Source organism: Rhodococcus sp. IEGM 1307, from assembly GCF_030056915.1.
Lineage (GTDB): Bacteria > Actinomycetota > Actinomycetes > Mycobacteriales > Mycobacteriaceae > Rhodococcus_F > Rhodococcus_F opacus_D.
On the sequence record NZ_JASHKW010000002.1, the window covers coordinates 493867 to 518021 of the forward strand.

22 protein-coding genes and 1 pseudogene are annotated in these 24155 nt (G+C 68.3%); 10 read left to right on the plus strand and 13 right to left on the minus strand.

Translation table 11 applies throughout. The features are described from left to right. Positions 1-144 precede the first annotated feature (144 nt). Both QM841_RS06060 and QM841_RS06065 read left to right on the plus strand, forming a co-directional pair. A complete protein-coding gene (locus QM841_RS06060) occupies positions 145-786 on the plus strand; it encodes a restriction endonuclease (protein ID WP_283331285.1) in 642 nt (213 codons plus the stop codon). Positions 787-866: 80 nt separating this feature from the next. Further along, positions 867-1244, plus strand: coding sequence for a PH domain-containing protein (locus QM841_RS06065; RefSeq protein WP_073360680.1), 378 nt, complete (start codon positions 867-869; stop codon positions 1242-1244). Positions 1245-1327: 83 nt separating this feature from the next. Here QM841_RS06065 and QM841_RS06070 read toward each other — a convergent pair whose 3' ends face one another. Then, positions 1328-1789, minus strand: a complete 462-nt coding sequence (locus tag QM841_RS06070) for a 6,7-dimethyl-8-ribityllumazine synthase (RefSeq protein ID WP_005252720.1) — start codon at positions 1787-1789, stop codon at positions 1328-1330. Between the two features lie 23 nt (positions 1790-1812). Further along, positions 1813-2325: an Lrp/AsnC family transcriptional regulator gene (locus QM841_RS06075; RefSeq protein WP_009474314.1), complete on the minus strand. Its 513-nt coding sequence runs from the start codon at positions 2323-2325 to the stop codon at positions 1813-1815. A 138-nt stretch (positions 2326-2463) separates the two neighbouring features. Between QM841_RS06075 and QM841_RS06080 the strand changes: the two genes are divergently transcribed. Both QM841_RS06080 and QM841_RS06085 read left to right on the plus strand, forming a co-directional pair. After that, positions 2464-5976, plus strand: coding sequence for an indolepyruvate ferredoxin oxidoreductase family protein (locus QM841_RS06080; protein WP_349307390.1), 3513 nt, complete (start codon positions 2464-2466; stop codon positions 5974-5976). A 6-nt stretch (positions 5977-5982) separates the two neighbouring features. Continuing rightward, the gene (locus QM841_RS06085) at positions 5983-7077 is read left to right on the plus strand and encodes a Glu/Leu/Phe/Val family dehydrogenase (protein WP_283331287.1); all 1095 of its coding nucleotides are present in this window, start codon (positions 5983-5985) and stop codon (positions 7075-7077) included. 68 nt (positions 7078-7145) lie between these two features. Here the strand turns inward: QM841_RS06085 and QM841_RS06090 are convergent, their stop codons facing one another. The 7 genes from QM841_RS06090 to QM841_RS06120 all read right to left on the minus strand — a co-directional run bounded on the left by QM841_RS06090 (position 7146) and on the right by QM841_RS06120 (position 12682). Further along, a complete protein-coding gene (locus QM841_RS06090) occupies positions 7146-7559 on the minus strand; it encodes an ester cyclase (RefSeq protein WP_283331288.1) in 414 nt (137 codons plus the stop codon). An 84-nt stretch (positions 7560-7643) separates the two neighbouring features. After that, complete coding sequence (locus QM841_RS06095; RefSeq protein ID WP_283331289.1) at positions 7644-8117, minus strand: winged helix-turn-helix transcriptional regulator; 474 nt, start codon at positions 8115-8117, stop codon at positions 7644-7646. Positions 8118-8227: 110 nt separating this feature from the next. Further along, positions 8228-8803, minus strand: coding sequence for a TetR/AcrR family transcriptional regulator (locus tag QM841_RS06100; RefSeq protein WP_005252730.1), 576 nt, complete (start codon positions 8801-8803; stop codon positions 8228-8230). Positions 8804-8857: 54 nt separating this feature from the next. Beyond that, entirely contained in the window at positions 8858-9442 is a 585-nt protein-coding gene (locus QM841_RS06105; RefSeq protein ID WP_280781969.1) for a TetR/AcrR family transcriptional regulator, read from the minus strand. Positions 9443-9446: 4 nt separating this feature from the next. Next, entirely contained in the window at positions 9447-10643 is a 1197-nt protein-coding gene (locus QM841_RS06110; protein WP_283331290.1) for an acetyl-CoA C-acyltransferase, read from the minus strand. Between the two features lie 64 nt (positions 10644-10707). After that, entirely contained in the window at positions 10708-11895 is a 1188-nt protein-coding gene (locus QM841_RS06115) for an acyl-CoA dehydrogenase family protein (RefSeq protein ID WP_283331291.1), read from the minus strand. Between the two features lie 43 nt (positions 11896-11938). Then, positions 11939-12682: an SDR family NAD(P)-dependent oxidoreductase gene (locus QM841_RS06120; protein WP_280781966.1), complete on the minus strand. Its 744-nt coding sequence runs from the start codon at positions 12680-12682 to the stop codon at positions 11939-11941. A gap of 301 nt (positions 12683-12983) precedes the next feature. On the opposite strand from QM841_RS06120, the gene QM841_RS06125 reads away from it, so the two are divergent. The 5 genes from QM841_RS06125 to QM841_RS06145 all read left to right on the plus strand — a co-directional run bounded on the left by QM841_RS06125 (position 12984) and on the right by QM841_RS06145 (position 19784). After that, positions 12984-14273 (plus strand): MFS transporter, encoded by a 1290-nt coding sequence (locus QM841_RS06125; protein ID WP_283331292.1) that lies wholly within the window; start codon positions 12984-12986, stop codon positions 14271-14273. Next, entirely contained in the window at positions 14273-15913 is a 1641-nt protein-coding gene (locus tag QM841_RS06130; protein ID WP_283331293.1) for an AMP-binding protein, read from the plus strand. The genes QM841_RS06125 and QM841_RS06130 overlap by 1 nt, the downstream gene beginning before the upstream one ends. Before the next feature lie 14 nt (positions 15914-15927). Continuing rightward, a complete protein-coding gene (locus QM841_RS06135; protein ID WP_283331310.1) occupies positions 15928-16902 on the plus strand; it encodes an NADPH:quinone oxidoreductase family protein in 975 nt (324 codons plus the stop codon). A gap of 83 nt (positions 16903-16985) precedes the next feature. Continuing rightward, complete coding sequence (locus tag QM841_RS06140) at positions 16986-18119, plus strand: methyltransferase (RefSeq protein ID WP_283331294.1); 1134 nt, start codon at positions 16986-16988, stop codon at positions 18117-18119. A gap of 78 nt (positions 18120-18197) precedes the next feature. Next, positions 18198-19784 (plus strand): glycosyltransferase family 39 protein, encoded by a 1587-nt coding sequence (locus tag QM841_RS06145; protein WP_283331295.1) that lies wholly within the window; start codon positions 18198-18200, stop codon positions 19782-19784. Positions 19785-19788: 4 nt separating this feature from the next. Here QM841_RS06145 and QM841_RS06150 read toward each other — a convergent pair whose 3' ends face one another. The 3 genes from QM841_RS06150 to QM841_RS43340 form a co-directional block, all read right to left on the minus strand. Continuing rightward, the gene (locus QM841_RS06150; RefSeq protein ID WP_283331296.1) at positions 19789-21234 is read right to left on the minus strand and encodes an outer membrane protein assembly factor BamB family protein; all 1446 of its coding nucleotides are present in this window, start codon (positions 21232-21234) and stop codon (positions 19789-19791) included. Between the two features lie 5 nt (positions 21235-21239). After that, a complete protein-coding gene (locus QM841_RS06155) occupies positions 21240-22592 on the minus strand; it encodes a hypothetical protein (RefSeq protein ID WP_283331297.1) in 1353 nt (450 codons plus the stop codon). 116 nt (positions 22593-22708) lie between these two features. Then, positions 22709-22939, minus strand: coding sequence for a short-chain fatty acyl-CoA regulator family protein (locus QM841_RS43340; RefSeq protein WP_502943223.1), 231 nt, complete (start codon positions 22937-22939; stop codon positions 22709-22711). On the opposite strand from QM841_RS43340, the pseudogene QM841_RS06165 reads away from it, so the two are divergent. Next, positions 22877-23925: pseudogene (locus QM841_RS06165) on the plus strand (bifunctional 2-methylcitrate synthase/citrate synthase). The gene QM841_RS43340 and the pseudogene QM841_RS06165 sit on opposite strands and share 63 nt — an antisense overlap. Before the next feature lie 51 nt (positions 23926-23976). On the opposite strand, the gene QM841_RS06170 reads toward QM841_RS06165, so the two are convergent. Then, the gene (locus QM841_RS06170) at positions 23977-24111 is read right to left on the minus strand and encodes a hypothetical protein (protein WP_005254130.1); all 135 of its coding nucleotides are present in this window, start codon (positions 24109-24111) and stop codon (positions 23977-23979) included. Between the last annotated feature and the right edge of the window lie 44 nt (positions 24112-24155).

The window sequence follows — 24155 nt, forward strand, 5'->3', positions numbered from 1 at the left end:
CGGGCGCGCGGCCGGGGGCGGGAAGAGTTGCAGTGTGTTGCAATTCGATGGCGCCGGTGTGACGTTCACCGGCCGATAGCTGGTTTGACCGGATCTGCGGGTACCTTCGAGGGGAAAGACTGGTTCGATCTGGGGGAGTGAGGCATGGCACGCATACGCACGGCGGCTGAAGCCGAAATCAACGCCGCCGAGCAGATGCAGAAGCTCGGTTACGGCGACGCCACAGCGCTACTCGGAGGCGCGGACGGCGGCATCGACGTCTACTCGTCACGCGCGTACGCGCAGGTGAAGTGGCGTGGCGGCAGTGCAGGCAAGTCGGACCTCGCGAACCTCTACGGCACCCGCGGAACCAGCCACGCCCGGAAGCTCCTGTACTTCTCCGGCCCCGGATACACGGACGAGGCCGTCGACTACGCGGACACGGTGGGCATCGCCCTGTTCCGGTGCGAGCCCGACGGCGAAACCCCGCCGGTCGGTGTCCACGCCCCGAAACTGGTGGCCGCCGCGCGTAACTCGACGGTTGCGGTGGCCCCGTCCCCGCCGCCCCCACCGGAGCCCGAATCGCCGGCGCGCATCGTCGCCCGCAACGCATGGGCGATGGTCGCAGGCTTCCTCGGCGCCCACTGGCGACTCCTCGGCGCCGTCGTCTGCACGATTGTCCTCATGATCGCCCCCTTCGGCGAAGGGAACGTCGGGCTGCGGGTGTTCGCGACGATCCTCGCCGTCGTCGGCGCGCCCGTGTTCTGGCTCCTCTACGTCCAGCACCGGCACGCGAAGGACCGATAGTTCGGCCCCGTAACGATCTCGCCCGTCCCGACGACAGCCAGCGTGACTGTCGACATTCGAGTGGAATCGCGGAGATGAAAATGGGCTTGATGAACGGCCTCATGGGTAATGCGGGAAAGATCGACCCGGCGGCTGCGCACGCGGAGTACTCGCGACTCCTCGGAAACGGTGAGCAGATCCACGCTGCGTATCTGCTGGTACGCGATGCTTTCCTGTTTACCAACCGACGACTCATTCTCGTCGACAAGCAGGGATTCACCGGCAAGAAGATCGAATACCACAGCGTGCTCTACAAATCGATCACGCATTTCGCGGTAGAGACCGCCGGAAACTTCGATCTCGACGCCGAACTGAAGATCTGGATCTCCGGCAATCCGGTGCCGCTGCAAAAGCAGTTCTCGAAGTCCGTGGACATCTATGAGGTGCAGGCGATTCTGTCGCATTTCGTCGCCGTGTAGCGGCAGCAAGCCTCCAATGCGAGGAAACCACCGTCAGTACGTACTGACGGTGGTTTCTCGTTGCGGTTCGGAGTGGGCGAATCTCAGTTCGCGGTCGGCAGCGACTTCAGCGACGTGACGGTGGCGACGCAGGCACGAGCGGCCTCGGCGCCCTTCTTCACGAAGTGGTCGTGGAAGTAGTTGAGGTGCTCGTCGTGCTCGTGGAAGTGGTGCGGCGTCAGCACAACCGAGAACACCGGCACGTCCGTGTCGAGTTGCACGCGCATGAGGCCGTCGATCACCGCGGTCGCGACGAACTCGTGCCGGTAGATGCCACCGTCCACGACGAGCGCGGCCGCGACGACGGCGTCGTAACGCCCGGTGAGGGCGAGGCGGCGTGCGTGCAGCGGGATCTCGAACGCGCCCGGCACCTCGAAGAAGTCCAGCTCGTCCTTCGAATACCCCAGCGTGTTCACCTCGTCGGTGAAGCCCTCGCGCGCGCGGTCGACGATGTTGCGGTGCCACGTGGCCTGGATGAACGCGATTCGTCCCTGACTCTCACTCATGGTCTGAAACTACTGCACCGGAGCTAGCGCTGTGAACGGGGCAGTGCCGTGGACCGGCCCCACCCGGAGTCGTCGGTGAGGTGCTCGAGCAGGGGCTGAATCCGGTACGGCAGCGGGCTGGTCAGCGCGATAGTGGTGGTCGAATGCGTGATGCCGGGCAGGTTCGCGATCTTCTCCAGCAACTTCTGCAGCTCCGCGTGCGTGGACGTGGCCACCCGCACCAGCAGATCTTCGCGGCCGGTGGTCGCGTGGATCTCGATGACCTCCGGCAGGTCGACGAGGCGATTGCCGACGGCGGTGAGCTTGCCCTGTTCGAGTTCGAGCCCGACGAACGCCTGGATGGGAATCCCGACCTCGGCGAGGTCGAGGTTGGGGCGGAAGCCGGTGAGCAGTCCGCTGGTCTCCATGCGCTTCATCCGGGACTGGACGGTGTTGCGGGCAACGCCCAGCGAGTTGGCGAGTTCGGCCACGCTCATGCGTGAGTCCTGGCCGAGCAGTCCGAGCAACTGCACGTCGAGCTTGTCGATGCTGAGCACTTTGGGTACCTCCGGGAAGTGACGACCGTCACCTGTTGCGTGAACTGATCAGTTGATCCGATTTGCGTTGACCAAATCTTAGACCAGATACAGGATCAAGCTCACGAAATGCTCAACGCGACGGATCGGGAATCGCAGATGACTCAGTTAGACGACGCTCGCACCAGTGCAGCATCCTTTGATCTCGCCGACCGATACCGGGCCGACTCGGGCCCGGTGTTGATGACCGGTGTGCAGGCCATCGCCCGCCAGCTGGTGGAGCAGCACGAACGCGACCGCCGCGCGGGACTGAACGTCGCGACGTTCGTCTCCGGCTACCAGGGCAGCCCCCTCGCCGGACTCGACCGCACCATCGCCGCCATCCCCACGTTGAGCACCGACCACGACGTGAAGTTCGTGCCCGGCATGAACGAGGAACTCGCCGCGACCTCCGTCTGGGGCAGCCAGGTCGACCTCCCGCAGGGCGAGCGCACCCACGACGGCGTCGTCGGCGTCTGGTACGGCAAGGGTCCCGGCCTCGACCGCGCCAGCGACTCCATCCGGCACGCCGCCATGTACGGCGCGAACGCCCGCGGCGGCGTCCTCGTCCTCGTCGGCGACGACCCCAACGCCAAGTCCTCCACCATCCCCTGCGCCAGTGAGCGGTCCATGGCCGCGATGGGCATGCCCGTGTTCTTCCCGCGGAACGCCGAGGAGGTCATCACATTCGGCCTCTACGGTGTGGCGCTGTCGCGGATCTCCGGCTGCTGGTCGGGCATGAAGATCGTCGCCGACGTGGCCGACGGACTCTGGACCCTCGACCGCAACTTCGCCGACCTCGACATCGTGCTCCCCGAGATCGAGTGGAACGGCAAGCCGTGGTCGTACCGGCAGCGCGTGCTCGCGTCCCCGCCCGACAGCGTCTACGCCGAGGCCGACCTGTACGGGCCGCGCTGGGCGATGGTCGAGGCGTTCAACGCCGCCAACGAGATCGACAAGATCGAGGTGAACCCGCGCAGCGCGTGGCTGGGCATCGCCGCCGTCGGCACCGCCTACGACTCGCTGCGCCAGGCCCTGCTCGACCTCGGGCTCGGCGACTCCCAGCTCGAGGACGCCGGCATCCGCATCCTCCGCGTCGGCATGCCCTACCCGCTGGGCGCCGACAAGGTTCGCGAACTCGCCGACGGCGTCGAGCAGGTCCTCGTCGTCGAGGAGAAGATGCCGTTCGTCGAGTCGCAGCTCAAGGACATCCTCTACGGCGGCGCCAGCGCACCGGCAGTGCTGGGGAAGAAGAACGCGCAGGGCAAGAACCTGATCCCCGTCGACGGTGAACTGACCGCCGCCCGTCTCACCGGACCGCTGCGCCGCGTCCTCAAGGACCGGGTCGCGCTGACGCCGGCCCCGCCGCCGCGCCTCGAGCTGACCGTCCTCCCGACGTCGCGCACCCCGTACTTCTGCTCCGGCTGCCCGCACAACCGCTCCACCGCGGTGCCCGAGGGATCGATCGCGGGCGGCGGCATCGGCTGCCACACCCTGGTCACGATGTCCGGCCGCACCGACAGCGCCGTCACGATGCTCACCCAGATGGGCGGCGAGGGCGCGCAGTGGATCGGGCAGGCCCCGTTCAGCGACGTCAAGCACATGTTCCAGAACGTCGGCGACGGCACCTACTTCCACTCCGGCCAGCTCGCCGTGCAGGCGTGCGTCGCCGCCGGCGTCAACATCACGTACAAGGTGCTCTACAACTCCGCCGTCGCGATGACCGGCGCCCAGGACGCCGAGGCCGGGCTGACCGTGCCGCAGCTTACCCACAAGCTGGCGTCCGAGGGCGTCAAGCAGATCATCGTGTGCGCCGAGGACCCCAAGCGGCACAAGGGTGCCCACTTCGCCGCCAACACACTGCTGTGGGACCGGACCCGGCTCGACGAGGCGCAGCGCGTCCTGCGCGACGTCGAGGGTGTCACCGTGCTGATCTTCGATCAGCAGTGCGCCGCCGAGGCCCGCCGTAAGCGCAAGCGCGGCAAGCTGCCCGCCCGCCGCACCCGCGTCGTCATCAACGAGGCCGTCTGCGAGGGCTGCGGCGACTGCGGCGTCAAGTCCAACTGCCTGTCCGTGCAGCCCGTCGACACCGAATTCGGCCGCAAGACCAAGATCGACCAGACCAGCTGCAACACCGACTACTCCTGCCTCGAGGGCGACTGCCCGTCGTTCGTGACGGTCGAGCTGCCCGAGGAAGGCGCACCGAAGACGTTGCGCGAGATCCCGGTTCCGCCGGAGGTCGGCGACCCCGACCCCGCCGTGTGGACCGGAACGCACAACCTGTTCATGGCCGGTGTCGGTGGTACCGGCATCGTCACCGTCAACCAGGTGCTCGGCATGGCCGCACTGCGCGCCGGGCTGCACGTCGAGGGACTCGACCAGACCGGACTCAGTCAGAAGGCCGGACCCGTCACCTCGCACCTGCGGCTCAGTGATCAGAAGACACGGTCGGGAAGCTCGGCGGCGTCCAACCGAATCAGCCCCGCGACCGCCGACTGCGTCCTCGCATTCGACCTGCTGACGGCGGCCGACGCCAAGTACGCCGGCTTCGGCAGCTCCGAGCGGACCATCACCGTCGCGTCGACCAGCCAGACCCCGACCGGCGACATGGTCTACGACCCCGCCGTCCGCTACCCGGACGAGGACAAGCTGCTCGAGCGTCTCGACGTCTCGGCCCGCGAACTGACCGCGATCGACGGGCTCGCCGCCGCCACCGCACTGTTCGGCAGCACGGCCGCCGCCAACTTCCTGCTGGTCGGCGCGGCCTACCAGGCCGGCGGACTGCCCGTCCCCGCCCGCTTCATCGAGGAAGCCCTCGAGATCAACGGCGTCGCCGTCGAGTCCAACAAGGCCGCATTCCACTGGGGACGCGTCGCCGTCGCCGACCGGGAAGCCTTCCTCGCCGCCACCAGCTCGGCCGCCGTGCCCCAGCGCAGCGACACCGTCGTCCCGACGCACCTGTTCGCCGGATCCACCCTGGACGGCACGACGCTCGAACTCACCGAACGCCGCGCCGCGAACCTCGTCGCCTTCCAGGGCGACCGCGTCGCCGCCCGCTACATCGCCCTGGTGCAGCAGGCATGGGACGCCGAGCGCGAACTGGGCAGCCGGACCGAGTTCAGCGAGGCCGTCGCCGCCGGCCTGCACAAGCTCACCGCCTACAAGGACGAATACGAAGTGGCCCGGATGCTCACCGACCAGGCGTTCCTCGACGCCGCCGCCGGCGAGGTCCCCGGCGCGGGCAAGCTCACCTACAAGCTGCACCCGCCCGTCCTCAAGGCCATGGGCCGCAAGACCAAGATCGGATTCGGCCCCCGCTCACACGTCGCGCTCAAGACCCTCGCCAAGGCGAAGTTCCTCCGCGGCACCGCGTTCGACCCGTTCGGCTACGCCAAGGTCCGTCGCCTCGAGCGTCAGCTGCTCGCACACTACGAGACCACGGTGGCCCGCCTCGTCGCCGACCTCTCCGCCGACACCTACGACACCGCAACGCTGATCGCCGCGACCCCCGACCTCGTCCGGGGCTACGAGGACGTGAAGCTGCGCAACGTCACCGTCTACCTCCAGCGTCTCGCCGAACTCGGCGTCGACACCTCCACCATCACGATTGCCACCACTCCGGAAAGGTCCTGAGAAGACATGACTCTCACCGCGGAACGTCACGACACCGCACTGCCCGAAAACGCTGGAGTGTTCGAGCGCACCGATTTCCCCACCGACACCGCCCACGAGCAGGTGACGTTCTTCCAGGACCCCGCCACCGGACTCAAGGCGATCGTCGCGATCCACGACACCACCCTCGGACCGGCGCTCGGCGGAACCCGCTTCTACCCGTACGCCGACGAGGCCGCCGCACTCAAGGACGTCCTGCGTCTGTCGCGGGGCATGACCTACAAGTCGGCGATCGCCGGAGTCGACCTCGGCGGCGGTAAGGCCGTCATCATCGGCGACCCCGCCACCGGAAAGTCGGAGGCGCTGCTCGAGGCGTACGCCCGGTTCGTCCAGACGCTCGGCGGCCGGTACATCACCGCCGGCGACGTGGGCACCAACTCCGACGACCTCGACGTGATGGGCCGCGCCACCGACTACGTCGTCGGACGCAACACGGCCGCCGGCGGGTCCGGCGACAGCGCCCCGATGACCGCCCTCGGCGTGTTCCAGGGCATGCGCGCCGCCGCCCAGGCCACGTGGGGCACTGCAAGCCTCGCCGGCCGCACCGTCGGCGTCGAGGGCACCGGCAAGGTCGGCTACCAGCTGATCAAGCTGCTGCTCGCCGACGGCGCGTCGGTGGTCGCCACCGACGTCAACGCCGCCGCACTCGACCGCGTGGCCCGGGACTTCCCCGACGTCAAGATCGCGTCGAGCGTCATCGGGCAGGAACTCGACGTCTACGCACCCTGCGCGATGGGTGCCACGCTCACCGACGAGTCCGTCGCCGCGATCACCGCCCAGGTGATCTGCGGGGCCGCGAACAACCAGCTCGCCCACCCCGCGGTCGAGCACGACCTCGGCGAACGCGGCATCACCTGGGTTCCCGACTACGTCGCCAACGGCGGCGGACTCATCCAGGTCGCCGGCGAGCGGCTCGGCACGTCCGCCGACGACGTCCGCGCGCAGGTCGAGAAGATCTTCGCCACCGTCGTCCAGATCCTCGACGTCGCGAAGCGGGACGGCATCCTCGCCGGCGCCGCAGCCGACGCCGTCGCCGAGGCCCGCATCGCAGCAGCCAGGTAGGCGGCTCCGCCGCCCGTGCGCCTTTTTGGTAGCTCCCGCAACCAGAAAGGCGCACGGGCGCGAAGCGCCTAGGCCGTCAGCCGCCGGTGCAGCTCCCAGGCATTGCGCTCGACGCGATTGGATTCGAGCATCCCGTCGGCGCGGACGCTCCACACCGCGGTGCCGGTCAGGTGAATCGGTTGCCCGTCGGGTTCGGTACCCATGAATCCGCGGTTGCGGCCGGTCATTTCCCACAGCGACGCGACGCGGGAACCGTCCTCGTTCTGGAACGTTTCGACGGGGATGAACTCCAGATCCTCGACGGTCGACTGAAACTTCAGCACCCATTCCTTGAAGGCGTCCCGGCCGCGGATCGCCTCCCCGCCGGTGACGATGACGAAATCCTCGACGACGAGCTCGTCGATCGCGTGCGGGTCCTGGGGTGACTGCCACACCCGGGCCCAGAAATTCTCGACTGCGTGAACTCCGTGTTGTACAGACATGGTTTCCTTGCTCTCTCGCTAACTTGGAATTTCCAAGTTAGCACGGATACGACGAGGTCGCGCCCCGTTCTTCACGAGTTCCGGTTAACCCTGCGAATCGCCCGCCGGGGCCGGAGCACCCTGCTGTACATGCAGAGTCGATGCGGGGACGCGGCGACCGTCGTCGGTGACGAAGGCGAGGGAAACGGCCTCGCCGGTGGTCTCGTCGGTGTACTCGGGGGAGGTGCTACCCGGACGCGGCAGATGGTCGCGACCGAACTGGCCCAGCGCCCCGATCACGACATGCAACTGCTTGCCCTTCTCCGTCAGCACATACTCCAGACGTTCCCGCGACCCCTCCTGACGATAGGCGCGACGTTCGAGGATCCCTTCGTCGACGAGCATCGCCAACCGTGCCGTGAGCACGTCGGACGCCACCCCGAGACTGCGGGTGAACTCCGAGAACCGGCTGTGGCCCCAGAAGGCGTCGCGGACGATGAGCAGCGTCCACTTGTCGCCCAGGAGTTCGAGGGTGCGCGCGATGGAGCAACGGGCAGGCGTGGCCGACGACGGACTCATGCAACGAGGATAGTCCGTACTGGCTTGGTGCGTCCAAGCCAGCGGCTTCGCCGCCCGTGCGCGGCGAACGAGTGCAGAGACTCGCTAACCGCGCACGGGCGCGAAGCGCCTCACGCCCGCATCCCCGTGACGACGGCGTCGAGGAACTCGTCCGCGATCTCCTCGGGTGTCTCGGCGCCCGCGGGGGTGATCCAGAGGTAGCTGTAATTGAACATGCCCAGCAGGCCCTTGACCATCAGCCGCGGGAGAGCCCGGAACTGTCCGTCGCGGATGCCCTGCTCCAGCGCGTTCCGCCAATGCGATTCGTAGCGTTCACGTTCGGCGATGATGCGATCCCGACGCTCGTCCGTCAGGGCGTGGTACTCGCGGAAGAAGACCGTCCACTCCGCACGGTGCTCGGCGATGTTCCGCATGAGGGCTCGTGCGAGGCCGCGCAGCCGTTTCTCCGGATCGGCCTCGGACAGCGCGAGTTCGTCGGCCACCGTGTTCATCTGCGCGAGTTGCCGGCTGCTGATCTCGTAGAGGATTGCCTCCTTGCTGCCGATGTAGTGGTACAGCGCTCCCCGGCCCAGCCCGGTCGCCTCACCGATCTCGGCGACCCCGGTGCCGTGGTAGCCCGACTTCGCGAACAATTCGGCGGCCACCTGCAGGACTCGGTCCCGGTTGGCGTCGTACTTGTCGCTCATCGAAGGGCCCCTTTGTCTCCCGGCGGTCGAAGATGTGAGTCTAGACGGCCCAGATCACGGGTTCGGCGCGGCCAGTCCGGTGATCAGGGCGTCGAGAAAGCCGTCGGCGATCTCTTCGGGGGTGCGGGCCCCGTCGGCGGTGAGCCAGAGGTAGCTGTAGTTGAACATGCCGAGCACACCCTTGATCATCAACGGCGGCAACAGGGTGAACACCCCGTCTCGGACGCCTTCGTCGAACGCGTGCCGCCAATGCGATTCGTACCGTTCGCGTGCCGCGACGACCCGCGCACGCCGATCACCGGTCAGGGCGTGGTACTCGCGGAAGAACACCGTCCACTCGGCGCGGTACTCGGCGATGTTGCGGAGCAGGGCCCGTGCCAGACCGCGGAGGCGGCGCTCCGGATCCGGTTCGGTCAGGGCGAGTTCGTCGGCCACGTCGTTCATCTGCGCGAGTTGCCGGCTGCTGATCGCGAACAGCACCTCCTCCTTGCTGCCGATGTAGTGGTACAGGGCCCCGCGGCCGAGGCCCACTGCCGTGCCCAGGTCCGCGATCCCGGTGCCGTGGTAGCCCGACCTCGCGAACAACTCGGCGGACACGCGCAGAATTTCGGCGCGGTTGAGGTCGTATTTGGTGCTCATCGAATCACCGTTCGACGTGCACGATCAGGGCCTGCCCCTGGCCGCCGCCCCCGCACAGCGCCGCTGCGCCGACGCCACCGCCGCGGCGTCGCAGTTCGAGCGCGAGGTGCAGGACGATCCGTGCCCCCGAGACACCGATCGGGTGGCCGAGCGCGATCGCGCCGCCGTTGACGTTCACCCGGTCCGCGTCGAGACCGAGGCGTTCGGACGAAACGAGTGTGACCGCGGCGAACGCCTCGTTGATCTCGACGAGATCGAGTTCGCGAGGTGCGATCCCCTCCTGTCGGCATGCAGCCTGGATGGCGTTGGACGGCTGCTCGTGCAGACCCGAATCGGGTCCGGCGACCACGGCACGTGATCCGATCTCGGCCAGCCACGACAGTCCGAGCCGGACGGCCGTCGACTTCCGTGTGACCACGACGGCGCAGGCACCGTCGGAGATTGGTGACGAGTTGCCGGCCGTCAGCGAGCCGCCTGCGGCGAAAGCCGGGGGCAGACCGGCGAGGTCCGCTGCCGAGGTGTCGGCCCGGATGCCCTCGTCGTGGCTCAAATCGGTTGACTCACCCCGCCCGGACCTGATCGGAACGGGAACGATCTCGGCCGCGAAGACGCCGTCCTTGCGCGCGCGTGCGGCCGCACGGTGCGAGCGAGCGGCCCACTCGTCCTGGGCGTCCCGGGTGATCCCGTACTCGGGATTCCTCGACTCGGTGAGCGCCCCCATCGACGACCCGGTGAAGGCGTCCTGGAGCCCGTCGAACGCGAGGTGGTCGATCAGTACCGTGTCGCCGTACTTGTGCCCGCGCCGACTGTTCGTCAGGAGGTGCGGCGCCGTGCTCATCGATTCCTGACCGCCGGCGACCATGATGTCCGCGTCGCCGGCGGAGATCATCTGGTGCGCCAGCGTTATCGCGTCGATTCCCGAGAGGCACATCCGGTTGATGGTCAGTGCCGGTGTGGTCATGGGGATTCCGGCGGCTGCCGCCGCGACGCGCGCCGGCAGTTGGCCGCTGCCCGCGGTGAGCACCTGGCCCATGACGACGTGGTCGACGGCGCGTGCGTCGACACCGGCCGATTCCAGCGCACCACCGATCGCGTGGCCACCCAGTACCTGGGCGCTCAGGCTCGACAGGGATCCCATGAAGCGTCCGAACGGGGTTCGTGCCCCGGCGACGAGGACGGTGGGGTCGTGGTGGTCGGTCATTGTTCGTCTCCTTCGCGAGCGTGGTGCCGCCCTGCGGCCGTTCCCGGCCGCAGGGCGGCTGATGTCAGTCAGTACGCGACGTCTCGAAGGCGTCGGAGAACGCGTACCCGTCGAGCAGGCGTCCCGCCGTGACCAGGTACTGGATCGTCGGGGTGCCCTCCTCGAGCCAGTTGAGGCGGGCATCCCGGTAGAGGCGCTCGATCGGGTGCGCGCGCGTGTATCCGATTCCGCCGTGGATGAGCAGAGCCCGGTCGGTCACCCGGCCGACGGCCTCGAGGCCGAACAGCTTGCACATGCTGGCCTCGGCGGGAATCCGTTCGCCGGCATCCCACTTCTGTGCTGCGTCGGCGAGGATCCCGCGCAGGGCGTAGACGTCGGTGGCCATCTCCGCCAGGTAGCGCTGGATGGCCTGCCGTGTGCCGATCGGCTTGCCGAACGTGACACGGCTCTTCGCGTGGGCGATCGACAGTTCGAGGGCGCGCTCGGACGTGCCGAGGGAGCTAGCGGCGATGAACACCCGGCTGATCTCCAGTGCGCGTTCGAGGTGCTCGTTTCCCTGCCCCTCCACGCCGACGAGCGCGGCGGCGGGCACCCGGACGGAATCGAGGGTGACGCGTCCGTGCTCGGTGCCCTTGCATCCCATCGTCTCGGGAAGCGCTGCGATCGAGAGACCGTCGGTCTCGCGGGGAACGAGGAACGCGGAGACGTCGGTCGCGGTCGTCTTCGCGAAGACGATGAAGTGAGACGCGATGTCGGAGTTGGTGATCAACCACTTCTCGCCGTTCAGGATGTAGTCGTCGCCCTCGCGCACCGCGGTCGACCCGAGGTCGGCGCCCGTCCCGAAACCCGGTTCCGTCAGCGCGAACGCGACCGAGTTCCGGCCCGTGGCCGTGCCCGGGAGGACGTCCGCCTTCTGTCGGTCGCTGCCGATCTCGGAGAGCGCGTGGGCGAAGGAGTTGTGCACGTGGACGATGACCCGGAGCCCGCCCTGCACCTTGGCGAACTCGGCGATGATCGGCAGGTACTGGGCGATCGACAGGCCGCTGCCGCCGTACTCGCGGGGGACGAGCAGGCCGAGCGCGCCGATCCGCTCGAGGATGGGCATGACGATGTCGTGTGGAACCTGCTCGTCGTTCTCGATCCGCAGTTCGAGTGGATCGAGTTCGGACCAGATCGCCTCGAAAATGCGGTCCCGGAGCGCCAGGTACTCCGACTCCGGAATGCCGACCGAATGCGTGAGTGTCGCGGTCATGGTGTTGTGTCCCTTCGTTGTTGGTCGTTGCGGTCGTGGTGTGTCACAGCGCCCAGCCGCCGTCGACGGTGAGGACGGAGCCGGTGCAGAATGTGGCGTCTTCGCTGAGGAAGACTGCGGCCTTGGCGATTTCGTCGACGGTGCCGAATCGGCCGAGGACGGTTTCTCGTTCGATGCGCCTGCGCGCGGAGTCGGGCACTGCATCGGTCATGTCGGTGCTGACGAAGCCGGGGGCCAGCACGTTGACCCGGATGCCGTCCCGCGCGACCTCCTTGGCGAGTGAACGACCGAAGCCGATCATCGCGGACTTCGCACCCGCGTACGCGGTGTCGCCGGCGTGACCGATCAGGCCGACGACCGACGACACCAGCACGATGCTCGGTGACCTGCCGTGCACGAGGTGGGGCAGCGCTGCCCGCGCGAGAGCGACGGTGCCGCGGAGGTTCGTCTCTATCACGCTCCACCAGGCGTCCGGGTCCGTCTCGACGAGCCGCCCGCCCGACCACTGGCCCGCGTTCAGGACGAGCGAATCGAGGTGTCCCCAGTGGGAGACGACGCGCTCCACCGCCGTGAGCGCCGTGGTGTCGTCGTGCAGGTCGAAGCGGATCGGAAGTACCTGCTCGGGAGCGTCCGCGGCGAGTTTCTCGGCGTCGTCACGTCTCGTCCGGTACGTGCATCCCACCCGGCAGCCGCGCTGCGTCAGGGCCGTGGTGACGGCGGCTCCGATGCCGCGGGAACCGCCGGAGACCAGCGCGACGCGGGGATCGTCGTGATCGTTCTCGTTCATGTTCAGGAATGTACTGATCGATCCAAAAATAGTCCAGAGTGTTCGTGAAAGTCGGGCTGAACGTCGTATTACCTGGATATTTGGATGGGTTCACGACATGGATCGATCGGTACAAGAATGCTTGCGGTCGACGTCCGGGATGTGCTAGACCTGTGACCGTGGCCACACGGGGCGACGGCGCGGACGATGTCCGATCGGCGAACCCCGGACGAGGCCCGACGGCCCGCTCACAACCGCGGTGGCACCGGATCGACACACGGCAGCCGCACCGCCCCACATCAGCAGCGATGGGAGATTCGATATGAGAGTCATCGACGACCTGGAGGTCACTCGGGTCAAACCCCGGAAGGTTGCCTTCGCGTCCTTCGTCGGAACGGCAATCGAGTGGTACGACTTCTTCATCTTCGGGACAGCGGCCGCACTGGTATTCGGGAAGGCGTTCTTCCCGTCGTTGAGTCCGCTGTCGGGAACGCTGGCCGCGTTCGCGACGTTCGGTGTCGCGTTCGTGTCGCGTCCCGCAGGCGCGATCGTCTTCGGGCACTTCGGAGACCGGATCGGCCGCAAGAAGATGCTGGTGTTCTCCCTGGTGCTGATGGGGTCGTCGACGGTCGCGATCGGACTCATCCCCACCTACGGAGCGATCGGTCTCGCCGCGCCCGTGCTGCTCGTCCTCGCGCGCCTGGCACAGGGCTTCGCGGTCGGCGGAGAATGGGGCGGCGCGGTGCTGATGGCAGTCGAACACGCACCGCGCGAGAAGCGGGCGTTCTACGGCAGCTGGCCGCAGGCCGGCGTGCCCGCCGGACTCGTTCTCGCAACGCTCGCATTCCTCCTGGTCGAGCAGCTTCCGGATGACCTGGTACAGGCATGGGGATGGCGGCTTCCGTTCCTCGCCAGCGCCGGGTTGGTCGCGGTCGGCATGTACGTGCGACTGAAGGTCGTCGAATCGCCGGAGTTCGAGAACGTCAAGCGCAACAAGAAGATTGCCGACTTCCCGATCCTCGCGGTCCTGCGGGGTGAGAAGCGGGCGCTGGGCGTCGGGATTCTCACCCAGGCCGCCTCCCTCGTGCCGTTCTACCTTGTCACCGTCTTCGTCCTGTCATACGGTCCGAAGGAACTCGGCATCTCGCGGCAGACGATTCTGTTGAGCATCCTCGTCGCGTGCGTCCTCGACATCCTGACGGTGCCCTACACGTCGATGATCGCGGACCGGATCGGAGCACGGAAGATGTTGATCTACGGGTCCCTCTACATGGCCGCGATCGCGTATCCGTTCTTCTGGTTGCTGTCGACCGGAGTGGGTGTCGCCGTCCTTCTGGCGATGATTCTGATCATCACTATCGGTCACGCCGTCACCTATTCCGCGGTGGCCGGCTACGTCACCGGTCTGTTCCCGGCCGAAGTCCGATACACCGGCGCGTCCGTCGCCTACCAGTTCGGTGGTGTCGTGTTCAGTGCTCCCGCTCCGTTCATCGCGGTGGCGATCGCTGCCGAGACGGACGGTTCGTGGGCACTGGCTGCGTACATCGCAGCGGCGTGCGCCATCACGGTCCTGGTCCTGACCCTGACGAAAACTGCAAAGGTGAATCACTGATGTCTCCCGACAGACTCGCAACGTCCGCACTCGCCGGTGCCTGGCAGGACATCGAATCCCTGCTGGACCGCGACCCGTTCGGTGGCGACTTCAACACCGCCCACGAAATCTGCACCCGTTATGCGGCCGACCCGAATCGGGTGGCGCTGACCGTCCGGCACGAGGACGGCTCGGCCGACCGCTGGACGTACCGCGAACTCGACAGGCTCGCCGCCAAGGCGGCACGGGTGTTCGCACGTGCGGGACTGACGCGGGGAGATCGCGTCGGCGGACTGCTCTCGCGACAGGTCGAGAGTTGGATCACCGCACTGGCGGCGTGGCGCTCCGGGCTGGTGTACGTGCCGCTGTTCGGCGGGTTCGCCCCGGACGCGATCGGCCTGCGCCTCGACGCGGCGGGAGTCCGCGCGGTCGTGGTCGATCAGCGGTACCGGCCGGCCCTCGCGCAGGCGCAGGCGACCCACGGACTCGATCCCGCGGTGTTCGTCGTCGGCGACGTCGCGGCCGGCACGGACGACAGGTCCTTCTGGACCGAGGTCGACCGGGCCGACGCCGACGGTCCGCTCGCGACCACGGCGCTCGGGGACACCGCCACCCTGCTGTTCACCAGCGGAACATCCGGAACACCGAAGGCGTGCACCATGACCCACGCCACCTTCGTCTCCGTCATGCCCTACGCGAAGGCCGTTCTCGGGACGACCCGCGACAGCGTCGTCTTCTCGACGTCGGACCCGGCGTGGGCGTTCGGGCTGTACAGCACCGGTGCCGCCGTCATGGCGCTGGGCGTGCCGCGCGTCATGTACTCCGGGAAGTTCGTCCCCGAGGCCTGGCATCGCGTCATCCGGGAAGAGAAGGCCACGATCCTCACCACCGCGCCGGCCGCCCTGCGGCGACTGACGGCGACGTTCGCGCAGGACGGGGTCCCGCCGACGCTCCGCACCGTCGCCGCTGCCGGCGAACCGCTCACCGCAGTGGTCGCCGCGGCCTGGGCCGGCACCGGTGCACCCGCCGTGCGCAACGGGTACGGACTGTCCGAGGTCGGCATGCTCCTGGGCGACACCCAGGGCACCGAAACGAGGTCCGGCCCGGGCTGGATGTCCGCCACGATTCCCGGGTTCGACACCTTCCTCGCCGACCGGGACGGGCAACCGGTGGCCGACGGCCAACCGGGATTGATCGCGGTACGGCAGCCCCGGTACCAGATGTCCAGCGGCTACGAGAACACCCCCGACCTGTGGGCCGACCGCTGGCGCGGCGACGTATTCCTCACTGAGGACCGAGCCGTCACAGACCCCCAGGGGCGGTGGCAGATACTGGGCCGGGACGACGACATGATCATCGCGTCGGGGCACAACATCAGCCCGGTCGAGGTCGAGAACGCGCTGTTGCAGCACCCGGCGGTCGCCGACGCCGCGGCAGTCGCGTACGACGATCCGATCCGCGGCGGAGTGGTCCGGGCCGTCGTCGTCCGCGCGGACGACCGGGCCGACGACAGCGACCTCGTCACGCAACTCGCACACCTGGTCGCGCAGCGCGTCGGCCCCTATGCGGCACCGAAAGTCGTCGACTTCCGGCCCGACCTCCCGCGCACCGAAGTCGGCAAGCTGCGCCGAGCGGCCGTCCGCGAACTCCCGATCACATGAACGGGCACAACCGCATGCGCGCCCTGATGGTCACCGCGCTCGACGGTCCCCGGGCGCTCGCCCCGGTCGAGGTCGACGAACCCGTCGCGGACGAATCCGCGATCCTCGTCGAGGTTCATGCGGTCGGGGTGTCGTTCCCGGATCTGCTTCTCACCCAGGGCAGGTACCAGTACAAGCCGGAACTGCCCTTCGTCCCCGGCGGAGAGGTCGCCGGGATCGTTCGGTCAGCGCCTGGCGGCAGCGGATATTCTCCGGGCGACCGGGTCGTCGGTTTGACCGGTGTTGGCGGCGCGATGGCCGAAGTGGTTGCACTGCCGCCGGAGACGACTTTCCTCCTCCCCGACACGATTTCGATGGCCGCGGGCGCCGCCCTGCTGTTCAACTACCTCACCGTGCATTTCGCGCTGGCACGTCGTGGACGCCTCGAGTCGGGGGAGTCGGTGCTCGTCCAGGGCGCGGCGGGAGGAATCGGCACCGCCGCGACGACACTGGCGCCGCACCTCGGCGCGTCGCGGACCATCGCGGTCGTCAGCAGTGAGGAGAAGGCGGAGTACGTGCGGAGTCTCGGCGCCTCCGACGTCGTGGCCACCGGGAACTGGCGGGACGAGGTCCTCGCGATCACCGACGGCCGCGGGGTGGACGTCGTGGTCGATCCCGTCGGGGGCGACCGCTTCACCGACAGCGTCCGATCGCTGGCGACGGGCGGGAGGATTCTCGTGATGGGCTTCACCGGCCGGGACATCCCCTCGGTGAAGGTGAACCGACTGCTCCTGAAGAACGCGTCCGCAGTCGGAGTCGCGTGGGGCTCGTGGTGGGCCGAGGACCCCCGACGACTGTCCGCGCAGTGGAGCGAATTGTGTCCCTTGCTCGCGTCGGGCGCGTTGACGATTCCGGAGCCGACCCGGTACCCGTTCGACGCGGCAGCCGAGGCCCTGCTCGATCTCGAACACCGCCGAACCGTCGGGAAGAGTGTCCTCACCCTCCGGTGAGGCGGCTCCGCCGCCCGTGCGCCTTTTTGGTAGTTACAGCTACCAAAAAGGCGCACGGGCGCGAAGCGCCTAGGCTCTCCCTCATGGAAACCGAGTTCGTCCGCTGGACCGAGGACGGCACCGAGCATTCGGCGGTGTGGCGGTCCACCAGCGGGGCGACGCCCCCGAAGAAGATCCGGGTGGCCGACGACTCGATGACCGCCGACGAGGCGTACCGCCTCGCGTGCGAGGGGACGGCGCTGCTGTGGCGCGGCGACTTCCACAACGCCCGCCAGCTCGGCACCGCCGTCGCCGCCCGCACCGACCGCAAGACCCGCAAGACGTCCACCGACCCCGCCACCGCGTTCCACCTGCACCGGCAGACGCAGTCGCGGCGGGCGGGGATCCTCGGGATGCTGCTGGTGCCGTTCGACGCCGACCAGACCGTTCCGCTGCGGCGCGCCCCCGACGTGCGGCAGGCGGTGCTCGAGGCGTACGGACCGACGGACCAGCCCACCGTCACCACCCTGCGCGACCTGCTCGGGGCGATCGGCGCCCACGAGTGGCAGAAGAAGGGCGTCGACATTCCCGCCCTCGGTGCGCGCATCCACCCCGCCTACGGCGTGTTCTCCCCGATTCGCGGCGAATACGTCGACCTCGTCGCCGACACCCCGCTGCCGTCGCACACGCAGGCATTCGACATCGGCACCGGCACCGGTGTGCTGGCCGCCGTCCTCGCGCACCGCGGCGTCGAGAAGGTGATCGCGACCGAACTCGACGCGAATGCGCTCGCCTGCGCCCGGGCGAATCTGGACCGGCTCGGCTACGCCGGTCAGGTGCAGGTGGTGGAAACGGATCTGTTCCCCGAGGGCCGGGCACCGCTGGTCGTGTGCAACCCGCCGTGGATTCCCGCCCGTCCCACCTCGCCGATCGAATACGCGATCTACGATCCGGACAGCCGGATGCTCCGCGGATTCCTGGCCGGGTTGGCCGAGCACCTCGAGCCCGGGGGAGAGGGCTGGCTCATCCTGTCCGACATCGCCGAGCACCTCGGCCTGCGAACCCGCGAGGAATTACTGGCCCTGATCGACGACGCCGGACTGACCGTCCTCGGACGCCGGGACGTGGCACCCCGGCACGGGAAGGTCGCCGACCGCTCGGATGCGTTGCACGCCGCGCGCAAGCGGGAAGTGACGTCGCTGTGGCGGCTCGGGGCGCAGGACTCGTCCGCCGGGTAGCGCCGGACGTAACGGCGACGCGGTCCGGAACGGTCTCCATGTAGGTCATTGATTTCACCTACCTCGAGGAACCGCGGAATGACGTCGCCCCTGCCCGTGCTGGCTTCCGAGTCGCGGCGCAGCGGTGCGGAGCGAGGAACCCGGCTGTGGACGAGATGGTGCGATCCGCTCCTGCTCGGACTCGTGGCGGTCGCGATCTCGGGCTTCCGGTCCTGGTCGCCGTCGTTCTGGCACGACGAGGCGGCCACCGTCTCGGTCGCCGGGCGCGACATCCCCGACATGGTGCGGTTGCTGTTCGACGTCGACGCCGTCCACGGCGCGTACTACCTGGGCATGCATGGGTGGCTGCGCGTCGTCCCCCTGACCGAGTTCTGGCTGCGACTGCCCAGCGTGCTGGCCGTGGGGATCGGCGCCGCCGGCCTCGTCGTGCTCGGAAAGCTGCTGTCCACGCGACGGATGGCCCTGGTCGCGGCGCTCGTGTTCGCGATCTTGCCGCGGGTGACGTCCGCCGGAATCGAGGCGCGCTCGTACGCGCTGTCCGCGGCGCTGGCGGTGTGGGTGACCGTCGTGTTCGTCGTGGCCGTGCGCAGGCGGACGGGCACCGCGTGGGTGCTGTACGCGCTGCTCGTCGCGGTCTCGACCACGGTGTTCCTCTACAGCATCCTGATCGTTGCCGCGCACGTGGTGACGCTCGCGGTGACGAAGACCGGACGTCGCTGCGTCGGGTCGTTCCTCCTGGCTGCCGGCGCGGGCATCGCGATCGCGGCGCCGGTGATCGTGCTGGTGCAATCGCAGGCGGATCAGGTCTCGTGGATCGCCGGCCGGAATTTCGATCTCGTGTGGATCGTGCTTGTCGAGCAGTACTTCGACAACGCACTCGCCGTCGCAGTCGTCTCCGGACTGCTCGTCGTCGCCGGAGTGACGGTCGGCATCATCCGTGGGCGTGACCACCGGGGCGGCGAACAGCCGGGGCTTCTCGCGACGGCCGTGCCCTGGCTCCTCGTTCCCACCGCGCTGGTGCTGCTGTATTCGCTGACGTCGCAGAACGTGTATCTGGGTCGGTACTTCACGTTCACCGCCCCCGCGTGCGCACTGCTCCTCGGACAGTCGATGGTGTGGATCGCGGGTCTCGCCGGACGACGATCGCTGCCGCTGCTCGCGGTGATCCTCGCGTTGTTCGGAGCCGTCGCCCTGCCGCACTACCTCGTGCAGCGCGGACCCTATGCCAAGCCGAGCGGCATGGATTACAGCCGCGTCGCCGACCTCGTCGAATCCGAGGCCGCACCCGGCGACTGTGTGCTGTTCGACCTGAAGAACGTCTGGAATCCCGGCCCGATGCGCACCGTCGAGACCGTGGATCCGCCCGCCTTCGCCGCTCTCCGCGACATCTCGCGGGGATCGACGGCCGCGGAACTGGGCGGGTTGTGGGACGAGACGCTGGCGCCCGACCGCATCGCGGACCGGATCAGGAGTTGTCCCGCGATCTGGCTGCTGACCAACCGGTCCGCGGGGGTCGACAGCCACACCTGGGCGGCCGTCGATGCCCGTGATCCGGTGCGGCTCGGCGCCAACTACCGCGTCGTGCGGTCCTACGGTTTCGATGTGCAGGAGCGGTGGCAGCTCAACGTCAGCCAGCTCGTGCACTTCGTCCGGCCCGGCACGTAGCAACTCACCTCGCTGAGCCCAACCCGACCATCGTCCCCGACGTCATATAGACCAGGCGTGGGCTCGACGCCGCGACGACGGGTGTGCTGCCCCACGAGTCGTCGTCGATCACGGTCTGCAGGGGGAGCACCCACAGTTCCTCGCCGGACCGGACGTTCTCGGCGCGCAGGACATCGGATTCCAGCAACACTGCGGTGTCGCCCTCCGCGGCGACGACGGTGCCGTACGAGTCGGAGTGTCGTTGCCACAACCGTTCCCCGGACCTCAGGTCGAGTGCGGCTTCGGTCTTGCCCTCGTAGTCGCGCAGCAATGCCACCTCGCCCAGCACGGCCACAGCGGTGCCCTGCGTGGTGTTCGGGCCGTACGACTCCGGAGTGTCGACCCGTGGCGTCGACACGAGAGCGGGGCTGGTCCACAGCAGTTCGCCCGTCGTCCGGTCGTAGGCACCGTCGCCGAGAAGCACCGGAATCGTACTGTCGGCGGGGCGATCGACGGCGAGGGTGTGTGCGGCCTCCACATCCGATGCCGCGAGGACGCGACCGGTGCGATCGACGGCCTCGGAGCCCAGCACCTTGCTGAGGGTGCAGTCGCTGTGGACGCGGACGACCACCCCACCCTCGGTGGCCCGGGCGGACTGCGTGCAGTCGGGCAGGGTGCGGGTGAACGTCGGAGTCCCGGTCGCGAGGTCGAACCCCGTCACCTCCCCGCCGAGCTCGAGCACACCCTGACCGTGCTCGGTGCTCATGAGGTGACCGAACGCGTCCTCCCACGCCGAACCGAGATCGAACCGCTGCGACCAGCGGGCGTCGGGGTCGGTGGGCACACCGCTGTGCACCCGGATGTCGTCGGATTCCGGGTCGCCTTCCATCACGTACAGCCAGTCGTCGGCAGCCGTCATCGCCAGGATCGTCCAGTCGGTGGGAGTGCGGGTCACGGACCCGTTGTCGGTGTCGACCGCCAGGATGACGGGTGCGTCCTCGAAGGGAGTCGTGTAACAGACCATCCGCCCGGCAGCGAGGGTGTCGGCGCACCCGCCCAGCGACTCGACCGGCGCCGCCCAGCGCACCGATCCGGTGTCGGCGTCCACCCCGACCAACCGCGTCTCGTCCAGCCCCGACGTCTGCTGGTTCACCAACCCGATCATGGTGACCAGCACCTGTCCGGCGTCGACGAATCCCGGCTCGCCCGAGTCGAATCCGCTGCCGTACACCGGGTTGCGGAAGACGGCGAACTGCCGATCGTAGGTGGCGGCCGCATCCAGCGACCACTCGGCGCCGGGTGCATCGGGCGACGCCTCCGGGGCGTCGGGGCCCACGAAACCGGTGAGCCCGGGGATGTTCACCTTCGGGGACTCCGGGTGCACGATCACGGTGGTGACGGCGCCGGCGACGGTCATGATCGCCACGAGCGCTGCGGCCCAGAGGTTTCGGGTGCTCTTGTCGAGGCCCATGTCGGCTACAGCTCCAGTCCGGGGGTCGTGGCCAGGGATTCGAGAAGCTCGTAGGGGAGCGGAGTGGCCGGCAGCGTGGAGGTCGAGCTGACCGACACCCGGGTGCCCGACGGCCGTGTCAGCGTCACGTGACGGCCGGCCTCGTCGACGGCGGGTTCACCGGGGTCGGTCGCCGCGGAGGTGTACCCGTCCCGTCGCTCCAACACGGAACCGTCCGGAAGTCGGGTGGCTTTCGCGGCCTGCGGGTCGTAGGACGGGTCGTACTTGTCCGGCTCGGGCGGAACGGTGTAGCCGCCCGCGATCGAGACCCGCAGGGTCCCCTCGGATCCGGGTGTGGTGACGTCGACGCTCTCACACACCGCGTTGTCGCTGTGCTCGGCCAGTTGCAGCGATCCGAGCGGTCTCGACAGCGCGATGCGCTGATCGCGCCACGCGTCGTCGAGCACGGCATTCAGCCGGTCCAGATCGGCGCGGGTCAGCGCCGGTCCCTCGTCCTCGGAGCCGCCCCCCGACCCGCATGCCGTCGGGGGAGGCGAGGTGCCCGGCGGAACCGGTGTACTCGCCAACAGTTCGGGACGCAGCACGATGGCGGTGAGTTCGTCGAGGCTCAGTGGGATGGTGCCGCTGTACTTCGAGCCGGGGTCGGCCTCGGCGAAGTTCTCGTCGGTGGCGTCGGCATGGATCCACGTGCCGTCCGGGAAGTAGCCGGCGACGCTCCGGGACAGGGTGCGGTGGCCGTCGTACTCGGACCACGTGTCGTCCGCATCCAGCACGGTGCCGTCGGGCAGCGTCGTGCGACGGTCGAGTTCCCCGGCAACGCACGGCGGAATCGGCTTGTCCGCCTTGCTGACCGACAACCACAGCGACCCGGGGGACGAGTCCCGAAGCAGTGGTCCCCGAGCGCTGGTAACACCGCCGAAGTCGTCCTCGACGTCCGGTGGCTGCTCGTACTCCGGAATCGGCTCGAACAGCAACGACTCCGTGGGGCTGACGAGGGGGATCTCCACCGCCTCCGGCAGGGCGTCGAGGACGGCGGCAGTCATGGCCGAGGCCTTGAGCGCCGAGAACCACGGGTAGCGCGGGTTGTCGTAACTCTGCTCACCTCCGACCCACATGGCGAAGGCTTCCCCCTCCGACGGCGGTTCCACCGTCGCGCACCCGGGAATGTCGACGGGATACTCGACCGTCGGCGTGACGTACGACGGGGCTTCGGCGGGACCGTCGGCGGTGAGGTCGACGGTCGCCGGGCCGGATCCGGTATCGAGCAGTCCCGCGACGATCACCCCGCACGCCATGATCGACACCACGACGAGTCCCGTCGTCCAGCGGTCCTTGCGCCTGTCCGCGCCGTCGCTCATGTGCCCCCACCCGTGTCGCAGGCGCTCATCCCGAACGAAGGAGCATCCGAAGTCCTAGTCGTCACGATTGCGAGCAGCGTTACCGCCCGTGAGTGGTCGACGAGTCCCTGGACTCGTTAACCGCGCACGGGCGCGGAGCGCCTACCGGCCCTGCGGATACGGGAGATGGCCGCTGCTGTCCTCGTTGACGAGGACGGCCCGGCCCGTTGCGGGAAGGCGCGTGGCGCGCACGCGGGCCGGTCGCAGACCTTGCAGCCTGCGCCGATCGGGACGACCGTTCTCGGGTGGTGCCGGAGACCAATTCGCTGACCTATCGCGGCTACGCGGTGCAGGACCTGGCAGCGCACTGCAGCTTCGAGGAGGTGGCGTACCTGCTCTGGTACGGCGAACTCCCCACCCCCGCGCAACTGGAACTGCTCTGCCAGCGTGAACGGGCGGCACGCCGGGCCGACCGCTCCCTGCTGTCGCTGCTGGCGAAGATGCCCGACAACTGCCACCCCATGGACGTGGTGCGCACTGCGATCAGCTACCTCGGCGCGGAAGACCCGGCGGAGGAGGATAATTCGCCATCCGAGAACCTCGCGAAGGCGCTGCGCATGACGGCGGTGCTGCCCACGATCGTGGCCGCCGACTTCCGGCGCAGGCGCGGACAGGACCCGATCGCACCGCACTCGCACCTGGGGTTCGCGGAGAACTTTCTGAACATGTGCTTCGGGGACGTGCCCGATCCGGCCGTCGTCAAGGCGTTCGAGGTGTCGCTGATCCTGTATGCGGAGCACAGTTTCAACGCGTCCACGTTCGCGGCTCGCGTGGTGACGTCGACACTGTCCGACATCTACGGTGCGGTCACCGCGGCGATCGGGGCGTTGAAGGGTCCGTTGCACGGCGGCGCCAACGAGGCCGTCATGCACGACATGCTCGAGATCGGCGAGCCCGACCGCGCCGAGGAGTGGCTGCTGGGCAAACTCGCCGCCAAGGACAAGCTGATGGGTTCGGTCACTGGGTCTACAAGAACGGTGACTCGCGGGTACCGACGATGAAGGCGGCACTGCTCGACATCGCCGCCGCCACCTGCGGCGAGAAGTGGGTGCGGATGTACGACATCCTGGAGAAGACGATGGCCGGCGCCACCGGGATCGCGCCGAATCTCGACTTCCCGACCGGTCCGGCGTAGTACCTGATGGGATTCGACGTGGAAATGTTCACGCCGATGTTCGTGATGAGCCGGATCACCGGGTGGACCGCCCACATCATCGAGCAGGGCGCATCGAACAGTGTGATTCGCCCGCTCAGCGAGTACTCGGGCGTCCCCCAGCGCTCCGTCGTCGCCTGACGGCTTGTGCGCCTTTGTGGTTGCTGCCGCTACCAGAAAGGCGCACGGGCGCTAGCGCTTCTTGACGTGCGAGACGATTTCCGGATCGCTCTGTCCGTTCGTCTTCATCTTCTTGTCGGCGCGCTTCTCCTTCAGCGACTTACCGGATTTCTTCGACATGGAATTGCGGGGCGATTTGTCAGCCATGGACCATCCCTGAATGCGGAACCTGGACGGCTCCGATAGTGCTG

Coding starts and splice junctions, on each gene's coding strand:
- QM841_RS06060 (WP_283331285.1), top strand. CDS start 145: ATGGCACGCATACGCACGGCGGCTGAAGCCGAAATCAACGCCGCCGAG.
- QM841_RS06065 (WP_073360680.1), top strand. CDS start 867: ATGGGCTTGATGAACGGCCTCATGGGTAATGCGGGAAAGATCGACCCG.
- QM841_RS06070 (WP_005252720.1), bottom strand. CDS start 1,789: ATGAGTGAGAGTCAGGGACGAATCGCGTTCATCCAGGCCACGTGGCAC.
- QM841_RS06080 (WP_349307390.1), top strand. CDS start 2,464: ATGACTCAGTTAGACGACGCTCGCACCAGTGCAGCATCCTTTGATCTC.
- QM841_RS06085 (WP_283331287.1), top strand. CDS start 5,983: ATGACTCTCACCGCGGAACGTCACGACACCGCACTGCCCGAAAACGCT.
- QM841_RS06090 (WP_283331288.1), bottom strand. CDS start 7,559: ATGTCTGTACAACACGGAGTTCACGCAGTCGAGAATTTCTGGGCCCGG.
- QM841_RS06095 (WP_283331289.1), bottom strand. CDS start 8,117: ATGAGTCCGTCGTCGGCCACGCCTGCCCGTTGCTCCATCGCGCGCACC.
- QM841_RS06100 (WP_005252730.1), bottom strand. CDS start 8,803: ATGAGCGACAAGTACGACGCCAACCGGGACCGAGTCCTGCAGGTGGCC.
- QM841_RS06105 (WP_280781969.1), bottom strand. CDS start 9,442: ATGAGCACCAAATACGACCTCAACCGCGCCGAAATTCTGCGCGTGTCC.
- QM841_RS06110 (WP_283331290.1), bottom strand. CDS start 10,643: ATGACCGACCACCACGACCCCACCGTCCTCGTCGCCGGGGCACGAACC.
- QM841_RS06115 (WP_283331291.1), bottom strand. CDS start 11,895: ATGACCGCGACACTCACGCATTCGGTCGGCATTCCGGAGTCGGAGTAC.
- QM841_RS06120 (WP_280781966.1), bottom strand. CDS start 12,682: ATGAACGAGAACGATCACGACGATCCCCGCGTCGCGCTGGTCTCCGGC.
- QM841_RS06125 (WP_283331292.1), top strand. CDS start 12,984: ATGAGAGTCATCGACGACCTGGAGGTCACTCGGGTCAAACCCCGGAAG.
- QM841_RS06130 (WP_283331293.1), top strand. CDS start 14,273: ATGTCTCCCGACAGACTCGCAACGTCCGCACTCGCCGGTGCCTGGCAG.
- QM841_RS06135 (WP_283331310.1), top strand. CDS start 15,928: ATGCGCGCCCTGATGGTCACCGCGCTCGACGGTCCCCGGGCGCTCGCC.
- QM841_RS06140 (WP_283331294.1), top strand. CDS start 16,986: ATGGAAACCGAGTTCGTCCGCTGGACCGAGGACGGCACCGAGCATTCG.
- QM841_RS06145 (WP_283331295.1), top strand. CDS start 18,198: ATGACGTCGCCCCTGCCCGTGCTGGCTTCCGAGTCGCGGCGCAGCGGT.
- QM841_RS06150 (WP_283331296.1), bottom strand. CDS start 21,234: ATGGGCCTCGACAAGAGCACCCGAAACCTCTGGGCCGCAGCGCTCGTG.
- QM841_RS06155 (WP_283331297.1), bottom strand. CDS start 22,592: ATGAGCGACGGCGCGGACAGGCGCAAGGACCGCTGGACGACGGGACTC.
- QM841_RS06170 (WP_005254130.1), bottom strand. CDS start 24,111: ATGGCTGACAAATCGCCCCGCAATTCCATGTCGAAGAAATCCGGTAAG.